The 15,647-nt window shown below is 71.9% G+C and carries 11 protein-coding genes; 8 read left to right on the top strand and 3 right to left on the bottom strand.

The features are described from left to right. Positions 1-225 precede the first annotated feature (225 nt). The 8 genes from Apa02nite_RS43310 (at position 226) to Apa02nite_RS43275 (ending at position 10,620) form a co-directional block, all read left to right on the top strand. The gene (locus Apa02nite_RS43310; protein ID WP_203830301.1) at positions 226-1,245 is read left to right on the top strand and encodes a hypothetical protein; all 1,020 of its coding nucleotides are present in this window, start codon (positions 226-228) and stop codon (positions 1,243-1,245) included. 130 nt (positions 1,246-1,375) lie between these two features. Then, complete coding sequence (locus tag Apa02nite_RS43305; RefSeq protein WP_203830300.1) at positions 1,376-2,371, top strand: LacI family DNA-binding transcriptional regulator; 996 nt, start codon at positions 1,376-1,378, stop codon at positions 2,369-2,371. A 173-nt stretch (positions 2,372-2,544) separates the two neighbouring features. Then, the gene (locus Apa02nite_RS43300) at positions 2,545-4,695 is read left to right on the top strand and encodes a carbohydrate-binding protein (RefSeq protein ID WP_203830299.1); all 2,151 of its coding nucleotides are present in this window, start codon (positions 2,545-2,547) and stop codon (positions 4,693-4,695) included. Between the two features lie 21 nt (positions 4,696-4,716). Then, positions 4,717-6,660: a glycoside hydrolase family 36 protein gene (locus Apa02nite_RS43295; protein ID WP_203830298.1), complete on the top strand. Its 1,944-nt coding sequence runs from the start codon at positions 4,717-4,719 to the stop codon at positions 6,658-6,660. Positions 6,661-6,669: 9 nt separating this feature from the next. Then, positions 6,670-7,983, top strand: coding sequence for an ABC transporter substrate-binding protein (locus Apa02nite_RS43290; protein WP_239164963.1), 1,314 nt, complete (start codon positions 6,670-6,672; stop codon positions 7,981-7,983). Beyond that, positions 7,980-8,807, top strand: coding sequence for a carbohydrate ABC transporter permease (locus Apa02nite_RS43285; protein WP_067685508.1), 828 nt, complete (start codon positions 7,980-7,982; stop codon positions 8,805-8,807). Before Apa02nite_RS43290 ends, Apa02nite_RS43285 begins: the two co-directional genes overlap by 4 nt. After that, positions 8,804-9,616: a carbohydrate ABC transporter permease gene (locus Apa02nite_RS43280; RefSeq protein ID WP_203830297.1), complete on the top strand. Its 813-nt coding sequence runs from the start codon at positions 8,804-8,806 to the stop codon at positions 9,614-9,616. The genes Apa02nite_RS43285 and Apa02nite_RS43280 overlap by 4 nt, the downstream gene beginning before the upstream one ends. Positions 9,617-9,711: 95 nt before the next feature. Next, positions 9,712-10,620 carry a hypothetical protein gene (locus tag Apa02nite_RS43275; protein WP_203830296.1) on the top strand — a complete coding sequence of 303 codons (909 nt, stop codon included), beginning with the start codon at positions 9,712-9,714 and terminating at the stop codon, positions 10,618-10,620. On the opposite strand, the gene Apa02nite_RS43270 is transcribed toward Apa02nite_RS43275, so the two are convergent. Genes Apa02nite_RS43270 through Apa02nite_RS43260 form a run of 3 tightly spaced genes read right to left on the bottom strand, consistent with a single transcriptional unit; the run spans position 10,621 to position 15,258 of the window. Further along, the gene (locus Apa02nite_RS43270; protein ID WP_203830295.1) at positions 10,621-13,551 is read right to left on the bottom strand and encodes a helix-turn-helix transcriptional regulator; all 2,931 of its coding nucleotides are present in this window, start codon (positions 13,549-13,551) and stop codon (positions 10,621-10,623) included. A 43-nt stretch (positions 13,552-13,594) separates the two neighbouring features. Beyond that, on the bottom strand, positions 13,595-15,016 hold the full coding sequence (locus tag Apa02nite_RS52140; RefSeq protein WP_203830294.1) for a helix-turn-helix domain-containing protein: 1,422 nt from the start codon (positions 15,014-15,016) through the stop codon (positions 13,595-13,597). Continuing rightward, complete coding sequence (locus Apa02nite_RS43260; RefSeq protein ID WP_239164962.1) at positions 15,013-15,258, bottom strand: hypothetical protein; 246 nt, start codon at positions 15,256-15,258, stop codon at positions 15,013-15,015. Before Apa02nite_RS43260 ends, Apa02nite_RS52140 begins: the two co-directional genes overlap by 4 nt. Between the last annotated feature and the right edge of the window lie 389 nt (positions 15,259-15,647).

Below are 15,647 nucleotides of genomic sequence, written 5' to 3'. Positions count from 1 at the left end.
TTATGAGCACCTCATAACGGCCGTGAGGACCAGCTGGGCGGGGAGCCGATCAGCAACCGGGACGAACCGGCCACGTTGCGGGACGGCCGCGACCCGGGACGGGCGGCGACCGGCGCTGCGGACCGCAACGCACCGCCCACCCGGCCTGGCTGTGGCCACAAGGGAATCCGTTAATTAGGACGGCCTTAGCCGGGCTTTAGGGTGCGAAAGGAAAGAGTCGTTCGCATGCACTCACTGCGCTCGAAGAACCTCACCACCCTGGCCGTGATCGCCGTTGCCGTGCCGCTGGCCGCGGTCGTCGGGCCGGTCGCCGCCCAGGCGGCCAGCTCCAAGTTCTGTGACGGCGGCAGCTACACCGTCCTGGGCAAGACCGGTGTCAAGGACAGGTTCCGGGGCACCGTCGCGGCGCCCGCCGGGCGCTTCACGGTTCAGGGCAAATACACCAGGTTCAGCATCGACCCGAGCACGTTCGCCATCTACGACTACGCGTTCACCGGCGCCGCCAACGTCGGCGACATGACCGGCGGCAAGGCCACCGCGGTCTACGCGAGCAAGGTCCCGGACCACCGCGGGCTCGCCCTGACCAGCACGATCAGCCTGGAACTGCGTGACGGCGACATGACGATCTCGCGTACCGGGCCGGGCGGGCTGAGCATGAAGATCCAGGCCAAGGACTGCGCGCAGGGTGGCATCTTCCAGATGGAGCCGGCCCGCGGTGACGGGACCCGCACCCGGATCGTGCACACCGTTGCGGACTCCGCGTTCTACTACGACAACCCGAACTTCCGCGCCAGGGTGGGTGCGTGGCTGGGCTCCGCCTGCGCCGACGAGGTCAGCGGTCCGGCAGGGCAATTTTGTGTACGGGTGAGCCCGCGCGTGAACATCGGCAGTGACGCCGCCCCGAAGCTGGTCCTGCGGGACAGTGCGCAGGTCGCCACCCGGGTCCCGCAGGCGTCGTGCGGTCCCGACTTCACCAACGCGCTGGGCCTGTCCGAGACCAAGGACCACTGTGCCGCGACGAGCATCTGGGACGTCGCCAGTGGTGGCCGGATGGGCATGGTGACCGGCGAGGACGCCACCGAGGTGGCCAACCCGCCGACGACCTGCACCGAGGACTGCGAGGCCGGCAACGGTGTCAACGGGCGGCTCGCGGTGCTCGGCTTCCCGTCGGTGGTTCCGGCCGGCAGCCGGCTGTCCCCGCGTACCTCGGCTGACGGCCTGGACGCCCCGCTCACCGCGCCCTGACCGGTCTGCTCGCCCGCCGGCTCGTCGTCGCTGGTCCGCAGCGACGGCGAGCCGTCGGCGTGTCCGGCCGGCAGCGGCGACTACGCTGAGGAATGTTTCCCAGGAGACCGAAACGCGGAGGCGGCGGGCGATGAAGCGGGCGGCCCCGCAGATCCGGGATGTGGCGGCGGCGGCCGGTGTCTCGCACCAGACGGTCTCGCGGGTCCTGAACGACTCGCCGAACGTCCGGCCGGACACCCGTCAGCAGGTGCTCGACGCGATGGAGCGCCTGCAGTACCGGCCGAACCGGGCGGCGCGCGCGCTCGGGCTCGGCCGGGCAAAAGCGGTCACGGTGGTCACCGCGAACACCACCCTTTACGGGTACGCCGGTGTGCTGCAGGGTGTCGAGGAGGCGGGCCGGCTGCTCGGCCTGACCGTCGGGATCCGGGTGGTGGCCTCCGACGCGGCCGCCGACGTCCGGAACGCGGTCGAGTACGTCGGCGACCCGAGCTGCGGAAACGTGGTCGTGGTGGCGTTCGACCCGGCCGGTTCCGGCGTGCTGCGGGCGATGCCCGACGGGCTGCCGATGGTGGCCGCCACCGAGGCCGGCGGCCTGCCCGGCGTGGACCGCCGGATGATCTTCCTGGACGAGCGGCAGGCCGCCGCGGACGCCACCCGGCACCTGCTCGGTCTCGGACATCGCACCGTTCACCATGTGGCCATCCCGTCCGAGGTGCGGGACAGCGCCCGGCAGGGCGGCTGGCGGGCGGCCCTGGAGTCGGCGGGCGCCGCGGTGCCCGAGGTGGTCCCGGCCGGCTGGGATCTGCGCAGCGCGCACCGCGCCGGGCAGGCGCTCGCCGCCGATCGTGCGGTGACCGCGATCCTGTGCGGCAACGACGACACCGCCCTCGCGGTGCGCCGGGCGCTGCACGAGGCGGGCCGTGACGTGCCCGGCGACGTGAGCATCGTCGGTTTCGACGACGTGCCGGGCGCGGCCTTCTGGACGCCCGCGCTGACCACGGTCCGGATGGACTTCGTCGGCCTGGGCCGGGCGTGCGTCGCCGCCCTGGCCGACGACGGCGAGCCGGTCCACCTGGACCCGCCGAGCCTGGTGATCAGGGAGTCCACGGCCCCGCCGCGGGCGTGACGACCAGGAAGTCCGCAGCCGCGCCCGCAGGCCCGGCGACGGGAAGCGCGCGACTGAAAGCCATCGATCGGTAACAAAACCGTAACGCACTCTTCCGTCCGGAGCGTGTGACCGGTCACACTCATGCCATCCACCGACCATGTGACCGGTCACATCTCCACGAAGGAGACCCCGTGCGATCGAGACACATCACTGCCACGGCCCTCGCCGCCACCGTCCTGGCCGCGAGCCTCCCCGCCACCCCGGCCTCCGCCGCCGCCTCCACGTTCACCGTCGACCTGGCCACCGGCACCGGCGCGCTCCGCTACGGCGCCACCGGCTTCCTCTACGGCCTCGGCGACGAGGGCATCCCCAACGAGACCATGCTGGCCGCCCTCAAACCGCAGGTCACCGCGCAGAAGGCGCCGGACGGCCTGCAGCACCCGAACGGCGACGCCCTGAGGATCGCCCCGATGTTCAAGCGCGCCGGCGGCCGCGAGATCCAGATCTACCTGCAGGACGTCTACCAGCAGTGGCCCTACGAGAACCTCGGCCTCACCGACTACCTCGCCAAGGTCGACACCATCACCCGCAAGGTGGTCGCCGACCCGTACCGCTCGTCCTACGTGTACGTCCCGTTCAACGAGCCGGACCAGATCTGGTACTCCGGCAACCTGGCCGGGCTGCTCAGCGCGTGGAAGACGGTCTACCAGAAGATCCGGTCGATCGACCCGGGCGCCCGGATCGCCGGGCCGAACTTCGCGGCGTACCGCTCGGCGGACCTGCGCGCGTTCCTCACCTACGCCCGGGACAACGGCGTGCTGCCGGACGTGATGACCTGGCACGAGCTGGGCGACGACTTCTACACCAGCTGGCAGCAGCACTACGACGACTACCGCGCGATCGAGGTCGCCCTCGGCGTGACCAAGCGGCCGATCAGCATCAACGAGTACGCCCGCGCCTCCGGAGACCTCGGTGTGCCCGGCAACCTGGTCCAGTACGTGGCGAAGTTCGAGAACAGCAAGGTGGACGGCTGCCTGGCCTACTGGACCACGGCCGGCGGCCTGAACGACCTGGTCACCCGGAACAACCAGGCGACCGGCGCGTGGTGGCTCTACAAGTGGTACGGCGACCTGTCCGGTGGCACCGTCGCGGTGACCCCGCCGGCGGCGGGCGGCTCGCTGCAGGGCCTGGCGGCGCTGGACCCGGCGAAGAAGCAGGCCCGGGTGATCCTCGGCGGCAACAACCCGGGCACCGGCACGTACGACACGAACGTGCTGGTCAAGGGCCTGCCGTCCTACCTCGGGACGACGGTGCACGCGACCGTGTGGGGCATCGACACGTCCGGGACCAACCCGTCCGCCGGGCCGTACGTGGTCAAGGAGGGTGACTTCACCGCGAGCGGCGGGCAGGTGACCGTGCCGCTGACCGGGCTCAAGGGGCAATCGGCGTACCAGATCATCGTGACACCGGACAAGGACCTGACCGCGGCCTCGACCGGTCGCTACGAGGCGGAGTACGCCGCGCTCGCCGGCACCGCCAAGGTCACCTACGGGAGCAACAGCGGCTACTCCGGAACCTCGTTCACCGAGGGGTACGGGGCGAGCAGCACCGCGAGCACGAACTTCGTGGTGACCGCGCCCGCCGACGGCTACTACACCCTGGCGTTGCGCTACGCGGCCGGGCCCTACACCGGGGCGCCGGTGAACCGGTCGGTGCGGCTGCGGGTCAACGGCACCGACCTGACCGACGTGGCGTTGCCCGGCACCACCGACTGGAACACCTGGAAGACCGTCACCACCAAGGTGTACCTGCCGGCCGGGATCAACCGGATCGACTACCACGCGTACGCGAGTGACGACCGGGACGCCGCCAACCTGGACTATCTCGACGTGGCGGCGGCCACCGGCGCGGTCACCGCGTACGAAAGCGAAACCGCGGCCAACACGCTCTCCGGCACCGCGGCCGTGGTCAGTGACGCCGCCGCCTCGGGCGGCAAGTACGTCGGGTGGCTGGGCGCCGGCAGCGCCAACACGCTGCGCTTCAACGGGGTGACCGCAGCGGCGGCCGGGCGCTACCGGCTGGTCGTCGGCTACGCGAACGCCGAGGTGGTCGGCGACCACCAGTACAACACCAACATCGTCGACCGGTACGCCGAGATCAGCGTCAACGGCGCCGCCGCGAAGAAGGTCTTCTTCCGCAACACCCTCGGCTGGTCCAGCTACTGGACCACGGTCGTCGACGTCGACCTGGCCGCCGGGGCCAACACCATCACGTTCGGCAACGCCTCGGCCGGTTACGCACCGAACATCGACCGCATCCAGATCGCCGCAGTACTCGGCTGAGCAGCACAGGGAGCACCACAGGTGGATGGGATCATCGACACCCCCGCGGACGGACCGGCCCGGCTGGGCGACACCGGACAGCCACTCGTGGAGATCCTGATCGCCGGGGAGGGCCGGGACCACGTGTCCCGGCGCTTCTCGGAAACCTCGATCGGCCGCCGGCTCCGGGTCACCGGCACCGCCGACGACCGCGACGAGCAGCGGATCGACCAGCACGACGACCGGACCGGCCTGTCCGTGCGCACCACCCTGCGGCGTACCGCGGCCGGTGCCGTGCAGGCACGCACCACGGTGACCAACAACGGACCCGAGCCGGTCCTGCTGCTCGGCGTCACGTCCCTGGTCGTGGGTCTCGCCGCGGATCCCGGTGACCTCGATCTGCTCACCGGCGACAGCGAGTGGCTGGGTGAGGGCCGCTGGACCCGGCGGCCGCTGCGCGACGTGCTCCCGGACCTGCGGCTGCGCGAGCACGGCCAGGACGGCCGCGGGTGCCACACCGTGACCAGCGCCGGCACCTGGTCGACCGGGACCCGGCTGCCCACCGGCGCCCTGATCGACCGGGTCACCGGCCGGTCCCGGTGGTGGCAGATCGAGCACAACGGCCCGTGGCGCTACGAGGTCGGCGAACGGCGCGACGGCGTCTACCTGGCGCTGCTCGGCCCGACCGACATCGATCACCAGTGGCGGCAGTGGCTCGGCCCGGGCGAGTCGTTCACCACGGTCCCGGTCGCGCTCGCCGACTCGTTCGAGGACCTGACCGCGCACCGGCGCAGTGTGAAGAAACAAGCGTCCCTTCCGGTGATCTTCAACGACTACATGAACACGCTGATGGGCGACCCGACCACGGCGAAGCTGCTGCCCCTGATCGACGCGGCCGCCGCGGCCGGCGCCGGGATCTTCTGCATCGACGCCGGCTGGTACGACAACGACACCACCTGGTGGGACAGCGTCGGTGAGTGGCAACCGTCGCAGACCCGGTTCCCGGGCGGCCTGGCCGAGGTGATCAGCCGGATCCGCGGCCACGGCATGACCGCCGGGCTGTGGCTGGAACCCGAGGTGATCGGCGTGCGCAGCCCGGTCGCCGACAAGCTGCCCGCCGAGGCGTTCCTGCAGCGCGGCGGGCTCCGGGTGGTCGAGCACGGCCGCTTCCACCTGGACCTGCGGCACCCGGCCGCGATCGCGCACCTGGACGAGGTCATCGACCGGCTCGTCGAGGAGTTCGGGGCCGGCTACTTCAAACTGGACTACAACATCGACCCCGGTGCCGGCACCGACCTCGGCGCGGACAGCGCCGGCGCCGGCCTGCTCGGCCACAACCGGGCACACCTGGACTGGCTGGACGGTGTGCTCGACCGGCATCCCGGCCTGCTGCTGGAGAACTGCGCGTCCGGGGCGATGCGCGCCGACTACGCCCTGCTCAGCCGGATGCACCTGCAGTCCACAAGCGACCAGCAGGACTTCACGGCGTATCCGCCGATCGCGGTCGCCGCGCCGCTGTCGGTGCTGCCGGAGCAGGCGGCGAGCTGGGCGTACCCGCAGCCGGAGATGACCGACGAGGAGATCGTGTTCACCATGTGCACCGGTCTGCTCGGCCGGCTGTACCTCTCCGGGCGGCTCGACGCGATGAGCGCGGAGCAGCTCGGCCTGGTCCGGGACGGGGTGCTCGCCCACCGGGAGATCGACCTGCGGCGCGCGGTCCCGGTCTGGCCGCTCGGCCTGCCCGGCTGGGACGACCGGTGGCTGAGCCTCGGACTGCGCGTCGGGGACACCACGTACCTGGGCGTCTGGCGGCGGGCCGGCGCCACCGCCGAGATCACCCTGCCGCTGACCGGGCGGGACGTCGAGGTGCTCTACCCGCGCCGGTGGGACGGCTGGACACACGCCTGGACTTCCGGGGGGCTCACTGTGCGTTCCGAGCTCGCCGACCCGTACACCGCTCGGATCTTGAAAATCTCCGACTGCTGACGAAGGAACATGATGAGACGTCTTGTCGGCGCCACCGGCGCCCTGCTGCTCGCCATCGGACTCACCGCCTGCACCGACCCCGGCGCCGAGCCCACCACCGGTGACACCGGAGCGGTCACCTGGAACGACCCCGCGGCCAAGCTCGACGGGGTGAAGCTGACCGTCTGGGCCGCGCAGAACAGCAACACCGTCCCGCAGCAGGTGATCGAGGGATTCCAGCGGGCCACCGGCGCGAGCGTCCAGGTGGTCACCATCCCCGACCCGTACGAGCAGGGCGTACAGACCAAGGTTGCCACCGGCGACAAGCCGGACCTGGCGTTCTGGCAGCCGACCGCGTCGATGCTGACCGCGATCAACGCGAAGACCAACCTGCAGCCGCTGACCGGCGCACCGTGGCTCGGCGCGCTCGACCCGGCGCTCAAGGACATCACCGGGCTGCTGGACGGCACCCGGTACGCGGCGCTGGTCACCAGCCCCGCGGTCGAGGGCGTCTACTACAACAAGCAGGTGCTGGCCGCGAACGGGGTCACCACGCCGCCGAAGACCTTCGACGCTCTCGTGGACCTGGCCCGCACGCTCAAGGGCAAGGGGGTCACGCCGTTCTACGAGATGGGCGCGGACCGGTGGGCGACCCAGTGGTGGGTGCAGGTGCAGCTCGCCGACGCGGCCAAGGCCGGGCTCTGGGACCGGATCAACACCGGTCAGGAGAAGTTCACCGATACCACCGTGCTGAACGCGGTGACCCGCTACGACTCCCTGATCAAGGAGGGGTTGTTCAACAAGGACATCAAGACCGCCACCTTCGAGGACCAGGGCACCGCGCTGCTGGCCGGCAAGGCCGCCATGGTCGTGCAGGTCAACTCGTTCTTCGGGCAGCTGCAGGCCAAGGCGGACACCGCGACACTCAACGAGAAGATCGGCTTCTTCCCGATCGCGCCGTCCGGCAACGTCGGCACGGTCATCCCGGACCAGTCGAACGCGCTGGTCGCGTTCCGCACCGGTGACGACAAGCGGGAGGCGGCGGCCCGGCAGCTGCTGGCGTACTGGATGGGTCCGGGCTATCCGGACTTCGTCGCCGGCCGCAACACCGTCTCGCTGGAGACCGCGGTGGCGAACCCGGCCGGGGTGCCGCAGGCGCTGCTCGACGTGCACGCCGCCGTCGCCGGCTCGGCCGGTTCGATGCAGGCCCTCGCGGTCGCCAACCCCGACCTGTACCTCAACCTGGCCGACATGATCGCCGGGACGATGACCCCGGCGCAGGTCACCGAGGCCACCCAGAAGCAGTTCGAGCAGCTCGCCAAGGCCGCCGGTCACCTCAAGTGACGACCGCCATCGGCCGGCGCACGCATCCGCTGTGGTTCCTGCTTCCGGCGTACGCCCTGCTCCTGGTGTTCTTCGTGCTGCCCACCGCGTACCAGTTCGTCTACGCGTTCACCGACTGGTCCGGCTTCAAGGCGTCGATCAACCCGGTCGGCGTGGACAACCTGACCCAGCTCGCCTCGGACGGCACCCTGTTCCGGGCGCTGCGGATCACCGTCGTCTACGCCGTCCTGGTGGCGATCTTCCAGAACGTGTTCGGGTTCGGGCTGGCCGTGCTGCTCGAACGGGACACCGCGCTGAACCGGATCGCCCGGACATTCTTCCTGATCCCGGTGCTGATGTCCGCGCTCGCCGTGGGCTACGTCTTCCAGGCGCTGCTCAAGGGCACCGGCGCGCTGGCCGACACCACCTGGACGCTGCCGGTGGTCGCGCTGATCCACGCCTGGAAGTGGATGGGTCTGGCCATGCTGATCTACCTGGCCGGGCTGAAGACCATCCCGCTGGATCTGCTCGAGGCGGCCCGGCTCGACGGCGCGTCCCGGTGGCACAGCTTCTGGCGGGTGCGGGCGCCACTGCTCGCCCCGGCGGTCACCTTCAACGTGGCGACCGCGCTGCTCGGCTCGATGAACGGTTTCGACATCGTGCAGGCCACCACCGGCGGCGGACCGGCCCGGACCACCGAGCTGCTGAACATCTTCATCTACCGGACCTTCGGCCAGGGGTTGTTCGCCCAGGCCACCACGATGAGCCTGGTGCTGTTCCTGCTGGTGGCGCTGATGGCGTTCCCGGTGATCGTTCTGCTCCGCCGTCGCGAGGAGGTGCTGTGAGCCGCCGTCTGCAGCCGGTCGCCGTGATCGTCCTGGTGGCGGTCGTGATCGGAATCCCGCTCTGGCTGGTGATCGCCACCGCGGGCAAGTCCCAGGGCGAGGCGATCGACCCCAACCTGCGCCCGCCCACCCACTGGCACCTGCTGGACAACGTCCGGCAGGTATGGGTGGACGCGGACGTGCCGGCGGCGTTCGTCGGCAGCCTGCTGATCGTGGTGCCGACCGTGGCCGCGGTGCTGGTGCTCGGCTCGATGGCGGCCTGGGTGCTGGCCCGGCGCGCCTCCCGGCTGACCGCGGTGCTCTACGCCGCCGGGATCAGCGGGATCATCCTGCCGCCGGCCGTGGTCACCGTGGTCCTGCTGCTGCGCCAGCTCGGCCTGGCCGGCACCGCGCTCGGGATGATCGGGGTCTACCTGGGCATCTACCTGTCCACGGTGATCTTCTTCGTGACCGGGTTCGTCCGGACCATCCCGGAGGCCCTCGAGGAGGCGGCCCGGATCGACGGGGCCGGGCCGTTCGCGGTGTTCCGGAAGGTGGTGCTGCCGCTGCTGCGCCCGGTGCTGGCCACCGCGACCATCCTGATCTGCCTGTACGTCTGGAACGACGTCTTCTACGCGTTCTTCGTGATCGGCGGCCGGCTGGACACGCTGCCGCTCAACCTGTTCCGGGTGGCCAGCGCCGGCCTCTATCTGAACAACTGGCACCTGATCTTCACGTACGTGATCCTGATGAGCCTGCCGCTGGTGGTGGTCTTCGCGGTCGCCCAGCGCCGGATCATCTCCGGGATCACCGGAGGCGCCGTGAAATGAGCCCCTGATACATCGGCCGCTGTCATTGATCCGCCAGTGCGCCGGGCCATCCGCGGCGCTAGCCTCATCAACGCTCAGTCGACGTGGAGGTGGACATGGATGCTCTTGCCGGCCGTCTGGCGGCCGAAACCGATACCCGCACCCTGCAACTGGCTCAATATCTGGCCTATCTCGACGATGACTCCCCGGCGACCCGGTACGGCCTGCAACCCGACGGCAAGTTCCACCTCGGCGACGTCAAGATTGACATGCCGGCAGGCGAGGCGATCGGCGACGTCGGGTACCAGAACTGTGTGCCGGCCGCGATGGCCCTGCTCGCCCAGGGCTGGTACGCGACCGCCAAGGAGCAGTTCGTCCCGACCCTCGACGACACCCTGAAGATCTACGAGAAGGTGTCGCCGTTCCACCGCGACGCCGAGCCCGGCCTGGCCGCCCTGGTGGAGAAGCAGCCGAACTCCGGGCATCGGGAGGCGCACAACGACTTCGGCACCAGCCTGCTGCTGGCGCTGAAGACCTGGGTGCACCCGGAGCAGCCGCTGACCGGGCTGCTGCCGGAGGCCCGCTCGTTCCTGGAGATCGAGCCGCGCAACCTGGACCAGCTGCGCGAGGGGGTGCTGCGGTTCGGCGGCGTCCTGGTCGGCCTGGCCCTGCCGCAGTCGATCAAGGACGGCGCCGGTGTGCTGCGCGACTCCTGGTTCGTGCCGGGGTACGGCTCGATCTACGACGCCACCGCGGGCAGCCTGTCCAGCCACTGCGTGGCGATCACCGGGTTCAACCGGCGGGAGTTCTTCTGCCTCAGCGCCGGGCAGGTCCGCCGGTTGTCGCCGGAGTTCCTGCTCACCTACGTCGAGGAGGCGTACACCGTGCTGTCCGGCGCGGTGCTGGACGCCAACCCGGCACTGCGCGACCGGATCAGCGCGGACGTCGCGGAGATCCGCAAGGCCGACCGGCCGGGCGGGATGCCGGCCTTCAACCACCGCTGGCGCGGCGGCAACATCATGTAGTCAGCGCGCCTCACCGCGCCGGATCAGCGCCGCCTCCCAGCGGTTCGCCGCGCCCAGCTTGGCCAGGATGTTGGAGACGTGCACGCTGACGGTCTTCTCCGCGATGTCCAGGCTGCGGGCGATCCGGGCGTTGGTGTAGCCGAGCGCGATCAGGTCGAGGACCTGGACCTCACGCCGGGTCAGCCCGAGGTCCGGCTCCTTGACCGGCGCCGGGGCGGGCGGTAGCTCCTCGGTCAGGGCCACCCCGCCGAGCGCGGCCAGCTCGGTCAGGTCACGGGTCAGCCGCCGGGCGCCGAGCCCGGCGGCCAGCCGCGCCGCGACCGCGACCTCCCGGTGCAGCGCGGCGGTGGCGCCCCGGCGCAGCAGACAGGTGGCCAGCCGCAGCCGCGCCTGCGCCTCCGGGTACGGATGGCCCAGCTCGGCCCAGGTCGACACGACCGCACCCCAGGCCGCCTCCTGCGGCTCGTCCCGGACCCGCAGCAGCTCGGCGGCCGCGACCAGGCCGAGCGCCTCGGCGACCGGCAGCGCCCGCCCGCCACCGGGCCGGCGCAGCTCCGCCATCGCCGTCGCGACCCGCCCGGCCAGCGCTTCTGCCCAGCTCAGCCAGCGGTCGGCGGTCGGCGGGGTGGTCCGGCGGGCCTGCTCAGCGGCCTCACCGGCGGCCTGCAGCCCGCACACCGCGAGCCGCAGCGCCGGGAACACGCCCTCGCCGTCGCCCAGCTTGGCCAGCCCCTCGTCGACCGCCCGGCGGGCCGCCCGCCAGTTCCCGTCGGCGATCTCCAGCGAGGCCAGCGCGGCGTAGGTGTGCCCGACGAAGTCCTGATCGGTCTTGCCCGCCGACCGGCTCATCACCATCTCCAGCATGGCCCGGGCGTCCTCGCGCTCGTCGCGGGCCACGCACACCTCGGCCCGCACGTACTGGATGTAGAGCGGCAGGTCCTCGGTGGCCCCGTCCGGCAGCATGTCGCCGATCAGCTTCTCGATCTCGTCCCAGCGGCCCAGGTCGAGCAGGATGTCGGCGGCGTTGCCGACCAGCACCATCCCGGTCGTCATCCGCAGGCCGAACCCGGCGGCCAGGTCGCAGCCGCGCCGGGCCAGGTCCAGGCCCTCCTCGAGCCGGTTGAGCATCTGCAGGCAGTAGGTCAGGTTCGTGTACGCCCGCAGGATGTTCTCCTTGCTGTCGGTGCTCTCGGCCAGCGCCAGCCCCTCCCGCAACTGGTCCACCCCGGCCTCCCGCTCACCCAGCAGGAACCGCACCGTGCCGAGCGTGACCAGCAGATAGCCCCGGTCCACCGCGCTCGCGGCCCGGGACAGCGCGGCCTCGGCCTCCTCCCGCGCCTGCCGGTAGTGACCGCTGAGCATCAGCACCCGCGCGTACGTCGCCCCGGCCTGACCCGGGCGGTCACCGGCCAGGGCCACCGCCTGCCGCGCGGACGCCATCGCACCGGGGGTGTCGTTGGCCCGCCAGCGCAGCCGGGCCAGGTGCTCGTGCAGCCCGGCCAGCACCTGCGCGTCGCCGTCGCCGCCGACCACCTGCAACGCCTCGCCGGTCAGCTCGACCGCGCGCTGCGGGTCACCGGCGTAGTCGAACACCTCGGCGGCCTCGTCGAGCAGCCGCGGATAGGTGGTCTCGCACAGCGCCGCGGCGTCCGGGACCCGGCGCCACAGGTCGAGGACCCGGCCGTACTGCCGGCGGGCCTCGGCGTAGGCGTGCACGGTGGCCGCCGACCGGGCCGCCCGCACGGTCCAGAACAGCGCGTCGTCGTCCTTGCGGCCGTGGAACCAGTGGTGCGCCAGCTCGGCCTGATCGATCGGCGACACGTCACGGCCGGACGAGGCGGCCAGCGCGGTCGCCACCGCCCGGTGCAGACCGGCCCGCTCCCCGGGCAGCAGGTCCTGATAGAACGTCTCGGCGGTCAGCGAGTGGCGCAACTGAAAACAGTCTTCGGTACGGATGAGCACCTGGCTGGTCACCGCGTCCCGCAGGCCGGACCGCAACGCCGGGCCGGGCAGCCCGCTGGCCGCCTCGAGCAGCGCCCCGGAGACCGGACGCCCGGCGGCGGCGACCACCCCGACGATCTGCTGACCCTCCTCGGACAGCCCGTCCACCCGCATCATCAGCAGGTCACGCAGGTGGTCGGGCATCGGCCCGCCCGGGTTGCGGTGCTCGGCGGCCAGGATCTCCTGTGCCAGGAACGCGTTCCCGCCGGACCGGTCGTGCACCCGGGTGACCACCGCCTCCTCGACCGGCCCGGCGGCCCGCAGCAGGGTGGCCAGCTCGTCCCGGCCGAACCGGTCCAGTTCCAGGTAGGTGCTGCTGCGGCCGCGGATCAGCTCGCCGAACACCACCCGGTGCCGGGAGTCCTCGTTCAGCTCGTCGGTGCGGAACGTGGCGGCGAGCAGCACCGGGACCCGGCGCAGGTTGCGGCTCAGGAACAGCAGCAGGTCCAGCGAGGAGGTGTCCGCCCAGTGCAGGTCCTCGAGCAGCAGCACCAGCGGATGTTTCCCGGCGAGCCGGCCGAGCAGCTCCAGGAACTGCGAGAACAGGTGCGCGCGGGCCAGCTGGCCGCCCTCGCGCGGACGACCGGGATCGGTCAGCGCCGGGATCAGCGCGGCGAGGGTGGCCTGCTCGCCACGGGCCCCCTCGACCAGCGCCTGCGCGCCGACCTCGGCCTCGACCGCCTGCATCGCGGCCAGCCACGGACTGTACGGCAGCTCACCGGCGCCGACCGACACGCACGAACCGCGGGCCAGCAGCAGGTCCCGGCCGGTGCAGCGCTCCTCGAACTCCTCCAGCAGCCGGCTCTTGCCGACCCCGGCCTCACCGGCGATCAGCACGGTGCGCGGGGTGCCCAGCGCGGCGTCGTCGAGCGCACCCTCGAGTGCGGTGAGTTCGGCCGCACGCCCCACGAAGCCCGTACCGACCGACATGAAGAGCAGTATCGTCCGATCCGCCCGATCACGGAACGGTCTGTCAGGCCGCTTTCCCGGCCAGTTCCGGGAAGACGTGGGCGAGCTGGGCGCGGCTGGACACACCGAGTTTGCGGAACACCTTGCCGAGGTGGAACTCGACGGTCTTCGGGCTGAGGAACAGCCGGGCCGCGGTCTCCCGGGTGGACACGCCGGTGGCGACGATCCGGGCCACCTCGTACTCGGCCGGGGTCAGACCGGTGGGCGCGCGGCCGGTGCGGGTCTCGTCGGTGCCGGTCAGTTCGCGCTCGGCACGCTGCCGCCACGGCGTCGCGCCGAGCCGGGCGAAGGCGTCGCGCGCGGTCCGCAGCTGGTGACGGGCCGCTCGGCGGTCGCCGTCGCGGCGCAGGCGTTCGCCGTACGAAAGATGTATTCGCGCCTCGTCGAACGGCAGATCCATCGTGGTGTGCAGCCGCACCGCCCGGGCGAAACAGTCACTCGCACCGTCCCGGGTGGTCAGCCCGAGCACCCGCCACGCGTTCGCGGCGATCGGCCCGGCCGCCGACCGGGTCAGCCCCCGCAGCGCGCCGAGGTCGGTCGCGCTCAGCCCACGGTCCCGCACCAGGCGACATTCCAGCAGGTCCGGCAGGAACTCGGCGGCGACCCCCGCAGTCGCCGGAAGATCACTCGGACCACGGGCGGCCAGGGCCGCGAGCAACATCAGACCGCCACCCACCGGATCACACCGCAGGGGTACGACCATGGCCGGCGCCCGGCCCAGCACCGCCGGCTCGCCACGCAGCACGGCCAGCAGGGTCCGGGTGTGCCGGGCGTGCACGACGGCCCGCCGGTCACCGGTCAGCGCGGCCAGCTCGAGCGCCTGCCCGGCGTCGTCGGCCGCGGCGGTCAGGTCACCGGCCCGGGCCAGCGCCCACCCGCGCAGCGCCAGCACGGTCGGCAGGCGGCGGATCGCCCCGGTCTCCCACAGCTCAGCCGCAGCCGCCGTCAGCATCTGCCCGGCCACCCGGCTCCGCCCCCGCCCCATCTCCCGCCGAGCCGCCACGACGGCAGCCCGAACCGGCGGCGCGGGCCGCGGCTCCCCGGTCGCACCCGCCCGGCGCAGCAGTCCCGCGGCCCGGTAGTGCTCCCCGGCAAGCTGCGCATCGGCCGCGGCCAGGCTCAGCAGCCGCCTCCGCCCCACCGGCACAAGATCCGCAGCCAGCTCCAGCGCGGCGGCCGCCGCGGCATGCCCGGTAGCCCCCCGGGCGAGAGTCGACAGCCGCTCCAAAATCTCCACAGTCGAGTCCCGCACTGGCCGCTCGGCGCGGTCATTGGTCCGGTCGGGCCGCTCGGCGCGATCGGCGGGCTCGGGCCGCTTGACTCGGTCGGCGCGGTCATTGGTCCGGTCGGGCCGGTCGGCTCGGTCGGCCCGGTCGTTGGTCCGGCGCTGGGTGCACCCGGACCGGCACTCGGCCTGGGCGGTCATCGGTGGCCGCCGAACTCCGCGGTGACCAGGCGGCGGGCCCAGACGATCCGGCGCACCGCATACTCCGGGTCCTCGCCGTAACAGGCCGCGACCTCCCCCGCACACCCCCGGGACCCGTGATAACACCGCACCATGGCCCGGATCGCGGCGTCGATCTCCCCGCGCTGCGGACACGACCCGGTCGACAACCCACTCACGAACAGCGCGTCGGTACGTGCCACCGTCAGCATCGTCGCGGACATCAGCTCCCCCTCACCGTCACCGGCTTCCGGAAGCAGCCTCACGCGCACGCCCGCCCGCCCGTTAGGGAGCAATCCCTACCCCACACTTAGGCACCTACCTACCCCACCCCACCCACCCCCTTAGCCCTCACCCCCCGGCTGATCACCAGCGGCCCCTCCGACCCCGCGGACACCCCCAGCAACCAGCCACAACAGACACACCCGCAACCGCCGGACCCCCGGCCAGGGGGTGAACACGGCGTCTGCCCGCGGAACGTCGAGCACGATGATCGCCGGCTGGTCGCCCCCGACGCCCCGGTGGCCGGCGAGGGTGCACATGCCCGCTCGGATGCACCTGTCACTGCCGGGCGGGGCGGCGAGAGTCCGCAATGCCAGATCGCGTGCGGCTA

This window comes from Actinoplanes palleronii, from assembly GCF_016862315.1.
In the GTDB taxonomy this organism is placed as follows: domain Bacteria; phylum Actinomycetota; class Actinomycetes; order Mycobacteriales; family Micromonosporaceae; genus Actinoplanes; species Actinoplanes palleronii.
Note: the sequence above shows the minus strand (reverse complement) of the source record. Positions and strands in the feature narration are given on the sequence as shown.

Bases quoted from the DNA above. Each gene is read 5' to 3' on its own strand.
- Apa02nite_RS43310 (WP_203830301.1), top strand. From the start codon at position 226: ATGCACTCACTGCGCTCGAAGAACCTCACCACCCTGGCCGTGATCGCC.
- Apa02nite_RS43305 (WP_203830300.1), top strand. From the start codon at position 1,376: ATGAAGCGGGCGGCCCCGCAGATCCGGGATGTGGCGGCGGCGGCCGGT.
- Apa02nite_RS43290 (WP_239164963.1), top strand. From the start codon at position 6,670: ATGATGAGACGTCTTGTCGGCGCCACCGGCGCCCTGCTGCTCGCCATC.
- Apa02nite_RS43275 (WP_203830296.1), top strand. From the start codon at position 9,712: ATGGATGCTCTTGCCGGCCGTCTGGCGGCCGAAACCGATACCCGCACC.
- Apa02nite_RS43270 (WP_203830295.1), bottom strand. From the start codon at position 13,551: ATGTCGGTCGGTACGGGCTTCGTGGGGCGTGCGGCCGAACTCACCGCA.
- Apa02nite_RS52140 (WP_203830294.1), bottom strand. From the start codon at position 15,016: ATGACCGCCCAGGCCGAGTGCCGGTCCGGGTGCACCCAGCGCCGGACC.
- Apa02nite_RS43260 (WP_239164962.1), bottom strand. From the start codon at position 15,258: ATGTCCGCGACGATGCTGACGGTGGCACGTACCGACGCGCTGTTCGTG.